Genomic DNA, 12,691 nt, shown 5'->3' with positions numbered 1-12,691 from the left:
CAAGACAATGTCTGGCGGAAATGTACTTGGACAGTATATACCGGTAGAATCTCCCGTACACAGGTTAGAACCTCATACTAAACTGCTTTTGACGCTCATCTTGGCGACGGTGGCGTTCCTAGCCGGCGATTTTGTCGAGCTCAGCTTGGTAACAGGGCTGGTAATTGTTTTTACCATCTTGTCCCGAGTACCCGCTACGCAGTACGTTCAAAGCCTCAAACCGATGCTGGTGCTGGTGGCAGTGACGGTGGCTGCTCAGCTTTTCCTGAGTCAGGTGTTAAATCTCACCGCTGAACACGGCATCGCCCTTAAAGAAGAAGGGGTTAGGCAGGCCCTAACCACAGGGCTGAAACTGCTGCTGGTTTGTTGGGTAGCCCAATGGCTAACCTTTACTACTTCTCCGGTGAAACTGGCTGAAGGGATAAAGGTTTTACTGACACCTTGCCGGAGGGTAGGGGTTCCGGTGGAAGAGCTGGCCATGATAGCCACCATAGCCATCCGTTTTGTGCCCATCGTTTTTGATGAAGCAGAGGAAATGGTAAAGGCCCAGGCCTCGAGGGGCGCCGATTTTGAATCCCTTCACTTTCGCGCAAGGCTAAACAGCATAATATCGGTTTTAGTTCCTCTTGTAAGCCGGTGTTGGCGGAGGGCAGAAGACCTGGCCCTGGCTATGGAGATCAGGGGATACGGGGCCGGTGGCAAGAGAAGTCGGGTCAGGAGGTCAAAGATGACGTTGACCGATTATCTTTTCTTAGCAATTGGTGTCCTTCTATTGATAGGTATCCAATTCACCGGAGGGCGAGGATGAACAGAATCAAAGCATTAGTTGAGTACGAAGGAACCCGATACAACGGTTTCCAGAAGCAACCTCAGGGCTTAACCGTAGAAGGGGAACTGGAAGAAGCCATCCGCAAGCTGACGGGGGAGAACCTTCGACTGCTGGCAGCCGGTCGCACCGATGCCGGCGTTCATGCTCTGGGACAGGTTATCGCCTTTGACACTGAAAGCTCGATACCGCCGGAAAAGTTTGCCCGTGCTCTTAATTCCGTGTTACCTTCAGACATCAGGGTGCTCAAGAGCGAAAAAGCGAAAGAAGGTTTCCATCCCCGTTACCAAGCCCGGGCTAAGGCCTATCGGTACTTGATATACCGCCAGGAGGAGGGACGAACCTTTTACCGTAACCTTGCTTACTACTATCCTCACCCACTGGACCTACCGGAGATGACGAAGGCAGCGCGATATATGGAAGGTACCCACGACTTCATGGCGTTTTGTGCAAGTGGAAGCGGGGTCAGGAACTATGTCAGAACAGTGTTTGAAGTCAACATAAATGAAAAACCGCCATTTCTTCAAATCGACGTTTGCGGCAACGGTTTTTTGTATAACATGGTCAGGATAATGGTAGGTACCTTGTTGGAAGTCGGTAGGAAACGGCTTGACCCTGAAGAGGTTGAGCAGATATTGCTGTCTAGGTGCCGGCAACGCGCCGGACCCACGGTGCCGGCCTGCGGCCTGTACCTCAAGAGGGTATTTTATTGACAAATACGTGGTGATTTTCGTAATATTAAAAGGTACATCAGGCTAATACCCGGAGGTAGAGCCCCGCTACCGGGCAAAGCCTTTTAAGAACCAGCTATTCGAATAGGATATAGGATATAGGAGGGAACGAGTTTGAAGACCTTTATGGCCAAGCCATCCGATGTCGAACGCAAGTGGTATGTATTAGACGCGGACGGGCAGACCCTCGGAAGGTTGGCAGCCCAAGCCGCTTACCTTCTGCGGGGAAAACATAAACCGACGTACACTCCGCACATCGATACCGGCGATTTCGTTATCGTGGTGAATGCCGACAAAGTTCGCTTGACCGGTAACAAGCTTCTCAAGAAGAAATACATTCATCATACCCGTTATCCAGGTGGCTTACGCGAGATGACGTACAGGGATCTACTCGACAAGAACCCGGAAAAGGCAGTGGAGATCGCTATTAAAGGGATGCTCCCCCATAACCGGTTGGGGAAAAAGATGTTTAAGAAGCTGAAAGTCTACCGGGGGCCGGATCATCCACATCAAGCGCAGAAGCCCGAAGCCTGGATACTAAGAGGGTAAGGAGGCGAGAGAATGGCTAAGGTCCAGTACTGGGGGACAGGCAGGAGAAAAACGGCAGTAGCTCGGGTTAGGCTTATCCCAGGAGAAGGCAACATAATCATAAACGGGCGGCGAATGGAAGAATACTTTCCCAACCTGACCCGGAGGCTCTTGGTTATGCAGCCCTTGGAATTGACCGGTATGACCGGACGTTTTGACGTGATTTCAAGGGTGGACGGAGGAGGAATAACCGGGCAAGCGGGAGCCGTCCGGTTGGGGATTGCCAGGGCTTTGGTGCAGGCTAACCCTGATCTCCGTCCTCAGTTGAGGAGAGCCGGTTTCTTGACCAGAGACCCGCGCATGAAGGAACGCAAAAAATACGGCTTACACAAAGCTAGAAAAGCTCCGCAATACTCCAAACGCTAAAAAGGAAGGCAAAGAACCTTCCTTTTTTGCTTTCTAAATGGGGCCCAACACCCATCGCCACTCGCGCTCTCACACCAAGCGGGGTTTTAATTTTTCAATAGCCGCATATAAGTTTACGAGAGGGGGTATGTAAGCTTCCAGGCTTGGGGGGATAGCAGCTGGGTCGGTTGTGGCTATTGGTTATTCAGCTGAAGAGGGTGCAGTCCATTATGGCGGTGGTATTTGCCGCTGTTTTGTTCATCGCCAGTTTACAAGTCGGGGCAGAGGAAGATTACAGCGTGCTATCTTATGCGGTTACGAATAAGATCATCGTTATCGACCCCGGACATGGTGGTATCGATCCGGGAGCGATTGGCCGTAACGGCACCTTGGAGAAAGATGTGAATCTGGAGATTTCAAGGCGTTTAGCTACCTATCTCGGCCAGGCAGGAGCAGTAGTGGTGATGACCCGGGAAACAGACAATGACCTGGCAGACCCAGGATTTGAGGGGAGCCTTATCGAAAGGAAGAGACAGGATCTAGCCCGTCGAGCAGCCAAGGCCCAAGAGGTAAAAGCCGATATGTTCATCAGCATACACTGCAATGCCGACTTCTCCCCCCGGTGGAGCGGAGCCCAGGTTTTTTACTGTCCTACCAGCGAAGAAAGCAGGCACATAGCTATCTCTATCCAGCAGGAATTGAGGAGGATTCTGGGGAATACTAACCGTGAAGCTAAGCCGGCGGTGTACTTCATAACCGAAAAAACATCTATGCCTGCAGTCATCTTGGAAGTCGGATTCCTGTCTAATCCGCAAGAAGAGTTCTTGCTCGCCGATAAAGCATACCAAGCTCGCCTAGCTTATGCCATCTTTTCTGGGATCGTCAAATACCACGTTGAGGAGGCGGGAGAATGATAGTTTACGGGGCCTTGATGCCACACCCCCCAATTATCGTTCCGGAAATCGGAGGGGCCGATCTACTTGAGGCCCAAGCCACGGTGCAGGGAATGAGAGAACTCGCTCAGGAGGTATGCCGACATAACCCGGAAACCCTTGTATTTATCACTCCTCACGGCAATGTTTTCAGCGATACCCTTTCTTTGCTTTGTGGACAGGCCGTTCTCAAAGGAGACCTCGGTGCTTTCGGGCATCCGGAGGTCAGATACCAGCACCCATCAGATCCGGAGTTTGAGCGCCTGCTTCTAAAAGAGGCGTCAGCGAACAAGGTAGAACTCGTCGGCATAACCGAAATCCTGGCCCGGGCTCATGGGTTGAACCCGGATTTGGATCACGGCATCCTGGTACCGCTTTACTACCTGGAACAAGCGGGACTCAAAAAGACTAAGGTGGTGGCAATTTCCATCGGCTTCCTGTCCCGTGAGCGCTTGTACACCTTTGGAACCATTATTGCCAAGGTAGCCCAGTCCCTGGGCCGGAGAGTGGCCATGATCGCATCTGGAGATATGTCCCACCGCCTGAAACATAAGGGTCCGTATTCTTACCATCCCGACGGACAAGTCTTCGACCTGAAGGTAAAGGAGCTCCTAGCGCAAGGAGATGTCAAGGGGGTACTGGAACTACCATCCCAGTTAGTCGAGAATGCAGGAGAATGTGGTTACCGCTCCATAATAGTGCTAATGGGTGCTTTGGAAGGCAGGTCTTTTTCCAGCCTGGTCTTTTCTTACGAAGGCCCGTTTGGGGTCGGTTATCTTGTCGCCGGTTTTATTCCCGGATCCTCTGACCAGTCCAGGACGTTTTTATCCCGTCTTAGAGAGGATAACAGGCGCCAGATCGAGTCCCGGCGCCAGCAGGAGTCCCCCATAGTCAGGTGGGCTCGCGAATGCTTGGAGACGTACGTACGTCAGGGTAAAAAGGCGGAGCTACCTCCCGAACTCCCACAGGAATTAAAGAAGCCAGCCGGTGCATTTGTTTCTCTGAAAAAGGAAGGGCAACTCCGCGGTTGTATAGGTACCATTTTGCCCACGCAAAAAAACCTGGCCTTAGAAATCAGAGAGAATGCCATCAGCTCCGGTACCAGGGATTACCGCTTTTCTCCGGTTACAGAAGAGGAACTGGATGAACTGGTTTACTCGGTCGATGTACTGGGCCAGCCGGAAGCTGTGTCGGGCAGAGATCAGCTGGACCCCAAGAAGTATGGGGTTATCGTCAGGTGCGAAGGCCGGACCGGGGTGCTGCTGCCAGACTTGGAGGGGGTTGATACGGTAGACCAGCAGATCAATATTGCTCTCCAAAAAGCCGGTATTAGACCAGACGAGCCTTACCAGATAGAGCGTTTTAAGGTAACGAGGTACAAGTAACATGGACAGACACGAGGCGAGATTTTGGGAGAAACAAGAACAAAGCAAAGTGCGGTGTTTGCTCTGCCCCCACCGATGTGTCCTAGATAACGGCAAAAACGGGATTTGCCGGGTCAGGGTTAATCAAAACGGCGTGCTTTACACCCTCAACTACGGCGAGATAGGGGCCATTGCCCTTGATCCCATCGAAAAGAAACCCTTATACCATTTTTATCCGGGCATGGCAATACTGTCGGTTGGGACGGTGGGCTGCAACTTGTCTTGCGGCTTTTGCCAGAATTACGAACTGGTTGTGGGGGATGTTCCTCGGCGAAGAATGGAACCCGAAGAAGTAGTCCAACTGGCCGAAGAAGTAAGGAGCCGGGGAAACATCGGTATCGCATACACATACTCAGAACCCCTGGTGTGGTACGAGTTTGTGGCCGATACGGCTCGTCTGGCAAGGAAAAGAGCTTTGAAGAATGTTCTAGTAACTAACGGGTTCGTTGAAGAAGAGCCGCTACTCAATCTGCTACCATATGTAGACGCCATGAATATAGATCTAAAATCTTTTAAGGACGAGTTTTATCGTAAAACCTGTAAAGGCCGGTTGGCCCCTGTTATGCGCACCATAGAGATTTGTAGCCGCAGAACTCATGTCGAAGTGACGACTCTCTTAATTCCGGGATTGAACGATAGCCCAGAGGAGATTAGCCAGCTGGCGGGGTGGTTGGCGTCTATCAGTCCCGATATAGTCCTGCATTTGTCGCGCTATCACCCGGCCCGCGAATTCAACCTTCCGCCTACTCCTGCCACCACTATGCACCAGACACGGGAAACCGCCAGGCAGTACTTGAAGCACGTTTACCTTGGCAATCTGGGATCCGTCGACAATAATACCTATTGTCGAGATTGCGGAAACTTGCTGGTGGAGCGTTCGGGCTATTATACAGGTATCAAAGGCGTTCGGGAAGGAAAATGTTCTGGTTGTGGAGGATCGGTGCCTATAGTTGGGGACCAAAACGTCTAGTCCTATTAAGCCTGCAGAATTTTATCTAATTTTATTCTTAGCAGGAGAAGGATTTTGAAAGAATAGCTAGAATAGAAATCTAAATAAAGGGGACTAGCAACTTTTGCAGCCATTAGCGACGTTGGAACAGCCGATCTTTAACTTGAAGGTATAATGCTGGTCTCACGTAGATAAAAATATAATACGAGGAGGTATCTGTAAGGTGGAACTGGCGAATGTATTGTACGAGAAAGAAGGAGACATAGCAATAGTAACCGTGAACCGGCCTAAAGCCCTGAATGCTCTTAATGCAGAAACGTTAGCCGATATCGAAAAAGCTATGGATGCAGCTGCGGCCGATCCGGAAGTAAAGGTCGTTATACTTACAGGAGCAGGGCGTGCTTTTGTGGCCGGCGCGGATATTACTTTCATGCAGAACATGAAACCTCTGGAAGGCAGGGCTTTTGCCATGTTAGGACAGGCCGTTTTCCGGAAGATCGAAACGATGGAAAAGCCTGTCATAGCTGCGGTGAACGGGTTTGCGCTTGGTGGTGGCTGTGAGCTGGCTATGGCTTGCGACTTCCGTATAGCGTCAGACGCTGCGAAGTTCGGGCAGCCCGAAGTTGGACTGGGCATCACCCCAGGATTTGGCGGTACTCAGAGGCTGCCGAGACTAGTGGGTGAAGGCATGGCCAAAGAACTGTGCTACACCGCCGACACGATTGACGCGAATGAAGCCCTGCGTATAGGCTTGGTAAACCACGTGGTTCCGGCTGACGAACTGATGACTTATGTCAAAAACGTGGCCAAGAGGATCGCTAGCAAGGGACAACTCGCGGTTAGAGGATGCAAGAAGGCTATCAACGAAGGCATGCAGGTCGACATCGACCGGGCTATGGGCATCGAGGCCGATATCTTCGGCATCTTGTTCTCGACCGAGGAACAGAAGGAAGGCATGACCGCATTTGTAGAAAAGAGAAAGCCGGCGTTCACCGGGAAATAGGGATTAGATCACTGGCTAAGCGTGCGGCAGGCGGGTCAGCCCTGAAGAGATACACAAAAGGGCTGACCCCATTTTAACCCGGGATAGGAGCCGTAAGGTGGCAAAGAGGTAATAGCTGCCTCTTTACCATAAGTCGTCAGCAGGGGGGGTGAGCTTTTAGACTTTATCCCGAGGTGTCTGTGTTATTTATTGAATTAATTCTTTGGAGGAGGGGTTTTTAATGTCAGGACATGGTGGAGGATGGGCAAATCCTGCCCCGGCAGGACTGGTAGCACTGGCAGTAGCGTGTTTCACTTTCTTCGCAGTATTGTGCGGCAAAGTTGAACACACCTGTATTCCTCTGTTAGGTATCTGGTTGATCGGCGGCGGCATTGTACAGCTGATAGTCGGCTTGATTGAGCTGAACGAGGGCGCAGTTACTGGCGGCAACGTGTTCACTTTCTTCGCTGCTTTCTTCATGTTTGTCGGTGCTTTTGAATTCTTATTCAAGTATTTTGCTGCATTGAACGGATGGCAGATAGATGCTAGGATCGATGGTTGGGCCTGGTTAGTCCTGTGGATAGCGCTCTGGCTGTGGACTCCCGCATACTTCAAGTCTACACTCGTGATGACACTTCTTTTGCTATGCTTAGACGTGGCTGTTCCACTGGTAGCTTTGAGAGATCTCGGCCTTGTGGGAGCTTCTGCTAGCCCGATAGCTGGGTATTTGCTGCTCTTCACTGGGATTTTCGGCCTGTGGCAAGCTACTGCTATAGTTCTTAACACAACGTACGGAAAGACCATTATCCCGACCGGCGGTCCGCTGGTTAAGTAAAGGGTAGCGTAGGAGCTTAACATTAGGATAAAGTATTTTGCACTTGTCTAAAGAAAGACAGTTGACATTTGTGAAAAAGAGCTAAACAATAGCAGGTCGCGCGACCTGCATTTTTTTGGTAGGACAGGATATACTTAGTCTCAATAGATTGCTTCAATCAGGCTGTAAAATTGAATAAGTAGCCGACAACTGTAGCGATACCAAAGAGGGTGACGATGTATGCTATCATCAGTTTCCGCTTAAATATCGATGACAAGAGGGTGAGTTCGGGTATGCTGGCTCCGGCTCCTCCGATCAGCAAGGCCATGACAGTGCCGACCGAAATGCCTTTCTTTACAAATGCAGAGGCAATAGGAATCATAGTCTCGGTTCTGACGTACATGGGAACACCTATCGCGGCTGCCAGCGGCACAGCGAAAGGATTACCTGCTCCCGCGTACTTGATGAAAAAGCCTTCCGGAACGAATCCGTAAATGAAAGCGCCGATACCTACCCCGACCAGAAGATAAGGGATCATCTGTCGGTAAAGGTTTTGGGCGAATCCCCAGGCAACAGCCAGTCTTGGTTTCAGGGCTTCCCACCCAGAGGCATCCTCAACCGTTGTTATAGCTACCTCTTCTTGAGCTCCAACGATCCTCACCGCTCTAACCTCGCGCTCGAGGTTCAAGCCGCCGAGGATGATGCCCGCGAGAACCGCGGCTACGAAAGTGGCGGCAACATAGAGCACAGCCACTCTGAATCCAAAGATCACGGCGAAAAGCGAAATCACGGCTATGTTTAAAACCCCCAGCGGTGAAGCGATCAGGAAGGACATGGCAGTGCGAAACGGAACACCGACATTTAGCAATCCTACCAATGCTGGAATAGTGGAGCAGGAGCAGAACGGAAGAAGGCCTCCGAAAACCGCACCCAAAATGTTTCCAGCAATTCCTCGACCATATCGGGAGAGGATGCCCTCCACTTTCTTAGGTGAAACGTAGGTCGTTATCAACCCGATGATGAAGGTAATCCCGACAAAAAGGATGGTTAGCTCTAGTGAGATATACACAAACCAATAAGCAGCTTCTCGCAGGCTGTTCAGACCGTCCATTACTATCCTCCTCAGTGGCGTTTATATGCCATTAATACCCTGCGGCAGGATCTTTATAGACGACTCGAGCCGCGGTTTCATGGTGGTTATACCCAGGTATTGCGGTATTACCCTTGCTAGTTTTTCTGTGTTTCCTGCTGCGCGCTATCCCCGGCGGAGGCGTCTACATTGGCTTCCTTGACAGCATCAGATGCTTCGTCTACAGGAATAATCTGGACTCCACAACAACCGCCGCTGCTCTTTCCGAAGATTCGGGATAGAATACCGCCTTTCTTCTCATCTTTCTCACCTTTGGTGTTGGCCACTGTTGCCTCACCTCCTTTCCAAGCATAATCGTTGAAACCAGAAGTGCGTACGAGGCGGGATGACCGCTCAGACATGAGATTCCTCTGCTACCGCTTCCAGCACGTACCTGGCGGCTTCGCCCCAGGCCTGAGCAGCAACTTGATATGCCTGTTCGCCTTTTTCGGTCAGGGTGTACACCTTGCGCTCGCGCCCCGACACCACCTGCACTGCCACCGACAGAATCCCCGACTCTTCCATGTCTCTCAGTAAGGGATACAGGCTGCCCTCGGTCGGCGCGCAGCGACCGTTGGTAAAAGACGCCACCTGTCGGCTAATCTCGTACCCGTGCAGTGGTCTCAGATGGAGGGCATGAAGTATAAAAAAACGGGAAAGACTCATCCTTATAAGGCTGACCCAATATTCCCTCGAGTCGTACCTAATCATAACCGCCACCCCCTATACCTATTGAGGATATACATAGCCTATAGAGGCATTGTAGAGATACACATTGAAGTTGTCAATATCCGTAGCCGGACTGATTCGCAAAAAGTTGCCAAGAATGTTGACACGATTTAATAAACCAATTATTATAAAACTACACAATAATATAAGGAATTGCTTATATATAGAGGTGAACTGCGATGATAAACGAACTTGAGATTTTCTTTAAAGCACTAGGTGAACCGACCAGGCTAAAGATTGTCAAACTACTTTCCTTGCAAGAGCTGTGCGTGTGCGAGCTGGTGGCTGTTTTAGACATGAGCCAGCCGCGGGTGTCACAGCACCTGAAGGTCTTGAAGAAAGCCGGCCTGATCAAAGAAAGGAAAGAACGGCAGAGGTGTTTTTACAGCCTGGACCCGGTTATAGGTTCTGGGGTAATAGAGCTGTTTGCCGATTACATGAAGAGGAACCTGGAGGACATACAAGAGTTGGCGCCGGAAAAAGAACGCCTGGCCGTCTTGGACGAAGACGTTAGGGTGAGACAGTGTAAGGCGGGAGAAAAGCCGGTTCCAATCTCTTGAGCGAAAAGTACCAGTAACGGCCGCCGAAAAGCGTGGTAATGCTTTTTAAAAACGGTTGAGAGTGCATGGGCACAAAATTTGCGCTGCTGCGCGAGGCTGTTTCTAGTTTTCCCCCTATTGTCGACTTTTTGCTCAGAGGGTTTTAGAACGGGCAGGGTGCCATGAAGCTTGGAAGGGGGTGGACATAGGACCGAAGCCAAAGATGATGATGAAGTAAATGGTTGGTTGACGAACGGTCAATGACGGTGGAAGAGTCCATTGGAGGAGGGAGATTAGTGACTTATCTTGTTTTCTTTATAGTGGGTATTCTGGAGGGAGTGATTGGCGGGCTGTTGGGAACAGGTGGTTGTGCCTTGATCATGCCGGTTATCAGGTTCGGGTTTGATTTTGCCCCGGCCTTAGCAGTAGGTACGACTTTGACCGCCGTGGTCTTTACTGCGAGCTCGGGGGCTATCCAGCACATCAAGATGGGTAATGTCGACAAAAAGAAACCGCTATGCTTACAGCTTACAGCGGTATTCTGGGGGTTATCATAGGGTCCATCGTCTTCGGATATATCAAGCCTTACGGTTCGCTGATCGACTTGATTATCGGTATCGCTTTTATTGTGGTTACTCTCCGCATGCTGTACGAGGGTATAACCGGGTTAATAGCGGCGGCACCGCCTCAGCCTGCTCCAGCCAGCGGTCAAGGGCTGCCGGGAACTCCTTTGAGCAAGAGCATATTGGGTTCAGCCATCGGTTTTCTCACCGGGATAATTGGGCTCGGAGGCGGGTACGCCTGGTACCTTCTTTCCTCTACCTGTTTAAAGCGCCCATGCGGTTCGCTATCGGAACTTCTATGGCTTCCTTTGTATGGATGGCTTTGGTGGGAGCTATTTTCAAGCTGTACCAGCACGTGGTAAATATTCCAGTGGCCATTACCCTCGGTTTGGGAGCAGTCATCGGTGCCATCTATGGAGCAAAACTGGTGGCCCGGTTCAAGCCTGCGGCTCTGAAGACCTTGTTTGGCCTCTTGTTCTTGTACGTTTCTCTGAAGTACATCCTGATATACTTCGGCATAACCATTTAAACGGCAGCCGTGCCGGCTAAAAGACCTTGTTTCGGAAGCATGACCTGGGCTTTTCTGGGTGTCACTGGCAGTTATAGAAGGAAAGGAGGTGAAAAAAATGGGGGACGAAAAGATACTGGTAGAGGTGTTTGACGGCAAGGCAGTAGCCATAGGATGCGGGTGTTCTGCTCCCTGTGGGAGTGATGACGGCTGCGGGGCAGAAATCTCCTGGAAGGAAGCAACCGAAAAGCTGGCTGAGGATCTCGGCCGGACTTATGGAGAAAAGGTTGAAGTCAAGTATGTGGACACGAGAGAAAAGGGGATCAAGGCATACCCTATGATTCAGCGTTTGGCTGACGTCGGCTACCCCTTCCCCATCATAAGCATAGGAGGCAAGCCGCGTTTGGCGGGAGCGATCGATGTGGAGCAGATACAGTCCATGCTCGACGAGTTTCTGAGTGCCTAGATAAACCCATAAAGCTACAAGCGATTCATAGAGAAGGGAGTGGAGGGTAAGAGAATGAGTGAATCGGTTAGTGCCAAACTGTCCTTTTTGGACCGCTACCTTACCTTGTGGATATTCCTGGCGATGGTTGTAGGGGTAGGGGCTGGCTACTTCTACCCCTCGATAGCCAACTTTTGGGGCAAGTTTCAAATCGGCACCACCAACATGGCCATAGCTATCGGCCTGATACTGATGATGTACCCGCCCTTGGCCAAGGTTAGGTATGATGAACTCCCCACCGTTTTCAGGGATAGGAAGCTCCTGTCTCTTTCCCTAATCCAGAACTGGATCGTAGGTCCCATAGTGATGTTTGTTCTGGCAGTGCTGCTTTTGCCCGACAAGCCCGAGCTTATGCAGGGCGTCATCCTGGTTGGGTTGGCCCGCTGCATCGCCATGGTATTGGTATGGAACGACTTGGCAGAAGGCAGTCCCGAGTATGCGGCCGGCTTGGTGGCATTCAACGCCATATTTCAGGTTCTGACCTACTCTATTTATGCCTACATCTTTTTGACCATAGTACCCAAGTGGCTGGGATTAACCAGCGCGGCGGTCGATGTCTCGATGGCCGAGATCGCCAAGAGCGTTTTCATTTACCTGGGCATTCCTTTTATCGCGGGCTTTCTCACCCGCACTACCATGGTGCGGTCAAAAGGCCGGGAGTGGTATGAAGGACAGTTCATCCCCCGCATCAGCAAGCTTACCTTGATCGCCCTTCTTTTCACCATCTTGGTAATGTTTTCGTTAAAAGGGAATGTAATCGTAACCCTGCCGCTCGATGTTTTGAGGGTAGTAATTCCTCTGACCTGTTACTTCGCCTTTATGTGGCTGGTGACTTTCTTTATAGGGAAATGGATAGGTGCCGACTATCCGAAGACTACTACCATAGCCTTCACCGCCGCCAGCAACGATTTCGAGCTTGCTATCGCGGTGGCGGTAGCTGTTTTCGGCATCCATTCCAGTCAGGCCTTTGCCACTGTTATCGGGCCTTTGGTGGAAGTGCCGGTGCTTATCAGTTTGGTTAACTTGGCCTTGCATTTCAAACGCAAGTACTTTACTCATGAAATGGTCGGAGCGCGCTGAGCGGATTCCGGTTAAACAGGGATTGTGAGGGATGCTGGGGAAGCGGT

At 50.9% G+C, this 12,691-nt stretch carries 18 protein-coding genes; 15 read left to right on the top strand and 3 right to left on the bottom strand.

What is annotated here, in order from left to right; all coding sequences use genetic code 11:
- Window positions 1–7: 7 nt before the first annotated feature.
- From HPY90_RS05200 to HPY90_RS05160, 9 genes are all read left to right on the top strand, one after another.
- Window positions 8–808, top strand: a complete 801-nt coding sequence (locus tag HPY90_RS05200; protein WP_287192033.1) for an energy-coupling factor transporter transmembrane component T family protein — start codon at window positions 8–10, stop codon at window positions 806–808.
- Entirely contained in the window at window positions 805–1,539 is a 735-nt protein-coding gene (truA, locus tag HPY90_RS05195; protein ID WP_287192031.1) for a tRNA pseudouridine(38-40) synthase TruA, read from the top strand. Before HPY90_RS05200 ends, truA begins: the two co-directional genes overlap by 4 nt.
- Before the next feature lie 144 nt (window positions 1,540–1,683).
- A complete protein-coding gene (gene rplM / locus HPY90_RS05190; protein WP_287192077.1) occupies window positions 1,684–2,106 on the top strand; it encodes a 50S ribosomal protein L13 in 423 nt (140 codons plus the stop codon).
- Window positions 2,107–2,118: 12 nt separating this feature from the next.
- Window positions 2,119–2,511 carry a 30S ribosomal protein S9 gene (gene rpsI / locus HPY90_RS05185; protein WP_013176344.1) on the top strand — a complete coding sequence of 131 codons (393 nt, stop codon included), beginning with the start codon at window positions 2,119–2,121 and terminating at the stop codon, window positions 2,509–2,511.
- A 209-nt stretch (window positions 2,512–2,720) separates the two neighbouring features.
- Complete coding sequence (cwlD, locus tag HPY90_RS05180) at window positions 2,721–3,404, top strand: N-acetylmuramoyl-L-alanine amidase CwlD (RefSeq protein ID WP_287192028.1); 684 nt, start codon at window positions 2,721–2,723, stop codon at window positions 3,402–3,404.
- Window positions 3,401–4,807: an AmmeMemoRadiSam system protein A gene (amrA, locus tag HPY90_RS05175; protein ID WP_287192026.1), complete on the top strand. Its 1,407-nt coding sequence runs from the start codon at window positions 3,401–3,403 to the stop codon at window positions 4,805–4,807. Before cwlD ends, amrA begins: the two co-directional genes overlap by 4 nt.
- 1 nt (window position 4,808) lies before the next feature.
- Complete coding sequence (gene amrS, locus HPY90_RS05170) at window positions 4,809–5,816, top strand: AmmeMemoRadiSam system radical SAM enzyme (RefSeq protein WP_287192024.1); 1,008 nt, start codon at window positions 4,809–4,811, stop codon at window positions 5,814–5,816.
- A gap of 202 nt (window positions 5,817–6,018) precedes the next feature.
- The gene (locus HPY90_RS05165) at window positions 6,019–6,798 is read left to right on the top strand and encodes a short-chain-enoyl-CoA hydratase (RefSeq protein WP_273699350.1); all 780 of its coding nucleotides are present in this window, start codon (window positions 6,019–6,021) and stop codon (window positions 6,796–6,798) included.
- A 220-nt stretch (window positions 6,799–7,018) separates the two neighbouring features.
- On the top strand, window positions 7,019–7,612 hold the full coding sequence (locus HPY90_RS05160; RefSeq protein WP_287192022.1) for an acetate uptake transporter family protein: 594 nt from the start codon (window positions 7,019–7,021) through the stop codon (window positions 7,610–7,612).
- 157 nt (window positions 7,613–7,769) lie between these two features.
- On the opposite strand, the gene HPY90_RS05155 is transcribed toward HPY90_RS05160, so the two are convergent.
- From HPY90_RS05155 to HPY90_RS05145, 3 genes are all read right to left on the bottom strand, one after another.
- The gene (locus tag HPY90_RS05155) at window positions 7,770–8,702 is read right to left on the bottom strand and encodes a permease (protein ID WP_287192020.1); all 933 of its coding nucleotides are present in this window, start codon (window positions 8,700–8,702) and stop codon (window positions 7,770–7,772) included.
- Between the two features lie 116 nt (window positions 8,703–8,818).
- Complete coding sequence (locus tag HPY90_RS05150) at window positions 8,819–9,007, bottom strand: hypothetical protein (protein WP_287192018.1); 189 nt, start codon at window positions 9,005–9,007, stop codon at window positions 8,819–8,821.
- 67 nt (window positions 9,008–9,074) lie between these two features.
- Window positions 9,075–9,431, bottom strand: a complete 357-nt coding sequence (locus HPY90_RS05145; RefSeq protein ID WP_287192016.1) for a PadR family transcriptional regulator — start codon at window positions 9,429–9,431, stop codon at window positions 9,075–9,077.
- A gap of 197 nt (window positions 9,432–9,628) precedes the next feature.
- Here HPY90_RS05145 and HPY90_RS05140 point away from each other — a divergent pair, with 197 nt between their 5' ends.
- From HPY90_RS05140 to arsB, 6 genes are all read left to right on the top strand, one after another.
- On the top strand, window positions 9,629–10,009 hold the full coding sequence (locus HPY90_RS05140) for an ArsR/SmtB family transcription factor (RefSeq protein WP_287192013.1): 381 nt from the start codon (window positions 9,629–9,631) through the stop codon (window positions 10,007–10,009).
- Between the two features lie 275 nt (window positions 10,010–10,284).
- The gene (locus HPY90_RS05135) at window positions 10,285–10,545 is read left to right on the top strand and encodes a TSUP family transporter (protein ID WP_287192011.1); all 261 of its coding nucleotides are present in this window, start codon (window positions 10,285–10,287) and stop codon (window positions 10,543–10,545) included.
- Window positions 10,506–10,913, top strand: coding sequence for a hypothetical protein (locus HPY90_RS05130; RefSeq protein ID WP_287192008.1), 408 nt, complete (start codon window positions 10,506–10,508; stop codon window positions 10,911–10,913). The genes HPY90_RS05135 and HPY90_RS05130 overlap by 40 nt, the downstream gene beginning before the upstream one ends.
- Window positions 10,826–11,080: a TSUP family transporter gene (locus tag HPY90_RS16320; RefSeq protein WP_502707189.1), complete on the top strand. Its 255-nt coding sequence runs from the start codon at window positions 10,826–10,828 to the stop codon at window positions 11,078–11,080. Before HPY90_RS05130 ends, HPY90_RS16320 begins: the two co-directional genes overlap by 88 nt.
- Window positions 11,081–11,177: 97 nt before the next feature.
- Window positions 11,178–11,525 carry a hypothetical protein gene (locus HPY90_RS05120; RefSeq protein WP_287192002.1) on the top strand — a complete coding sequence of 116 codons (348 nt, stop codon included), beginning with the start codon at window positions 11,178–11,180 and terminating at the stop codon, window positions 11,523–11,525.
- Between the two features lie 54 nt (window positions 11,526–11,579).
- The gene (arsB, locus tag HPY90_RS05115; RefSeq protein ID WP_287191999.1) at window positions 11,580–12,644 is read left to right on the top strand and encodes an ACR3 family arsenite efflux transporter; all 1,065 of its coding nucleotides are present in this window, start codon (window positions 11,580–11,582) and stop codon (window positions 12,642–12,644) included.
- Window positions 12,645–12,691 lie beyond the last annotated feature (47 nt).

It is taken from the genome of Syntrophothermus sp., from assembly GCF_013314835.1.
In the GTDB taxonomy this organism is placed as follows: Bacteria; Bacillota; Syntrophomonadia; order Syntrophomonadales; family Syntrophothermaceae; genus Syntrophothermus; species Syntrophothermus lipocalidus.
This window is presented reverse-complemented; position numbering and strand designations above follow the sequence as displayed.

Excerpts from the sequence above, each read along its gene's own strand:
- HPY90_RS05145 (WP_287192016.1), bottom strand. The coding sequence starts at position 9,431 with ATGATTAGGTACGACTCGAGGGAATATTGGGTCAGCCTTATAAGGATG.
- amrS (WP_287192024.1), top strand. The coding sequence starts at position 4,809 with ATGGACAGACACGAGGCGAGATTTTGGGAGAAACAAGAACAAAGCAAA.
- HPY90_RS05200 (WP_287192033.1), top strand. The coding sequence starts at position 8 with ATGTCTGGCGGAAATGTACTTGGACAGTATATACCGGTAGAATCTCCC.
- HPY90_RS16320 (WP_502707189.1), top strand. The coding sequence starts at position 10,826 with ATGCGGTTCGCTATCGGAACTTCTATGGCTTCCTTTGTATGGATGGCT.
- rpsI (WP_013176344.1), top strand. The coding sequence starts at position 2,119 with ATGGCTAAGGTCCAGTACTGGGGGACAGGCAGGAGAAAAACGGCAGTA.
- HPY90_RS05120 (WP_287192002.1), top strand. The coding sequence starts at position 11,178 with ATGGGGGACGAAAAGATACTGGTAGAGGTGTTTGACGGCAAGGCAGTA.
- HPY90_RS05130 (WP_287192008.1), top strand. The coding sequence starts at position 10,506 with ATGCTTACAGCTTACAGCGGTATTCTGGGGGTTATCATAGGGTCCATC.
- arsB (WP_287191999.1), top strand. The coding sequence starts at position 11,580 with ATGAGTGAATCGGTTAGTGCCAAACTGTCCTTTTTGGACCGCTACCTT.
- rplM (WP_287192077.1), top strand. The coding sequence starts at position 1,684 with ATGGCCAAGCCATCCGATGTCGAACGCAAGTGGTATGTATTAGACGCG.
- amrA (WP_287192026.1), top strand. The coding sequence starts at position 3,401 with ATGATAGTTTACGGGGCCTTGATGCCACACCCCCCAATTATCGTTCCG.
- HPY90_RS05160 (WP_287192022.1), top strand. The coding sequence starts at position 7,019 with ATGTCAGGACATGGTGGAGGATGGGCAAATCCTGCCCCGGCAGGACTG.
- truA (WP_287192031.1), top strand. The coding sequence starts at position 805 with ATGAACAGAATCAAAGCATTAGTTGAGTACGAAGGAACCCGATACAAC.
- cwlD (WP_287192028.1), top strand. The coding sequence starts at position 2,721 with ATGGCGGTGGTATTTGCCGCTGTTTTGTTCATCGCCAGTTTACAAGTC.
- HPY90_RS05155 (WP_287192020.1), bottom strand. The coding sequence starts at position 8,702 with ATGGACGGTCTGAACAGCCTGCGAGAAGCTGCTTATTGGTTTGTGTAT.
- HPY90_RS05140 (WP_287192013.1), top strand. The coding sequence starts at position 9,629 with ATGATAAACGAACTTGAGATTTTCTTTAAAGCACTAGGTGAACCGACC.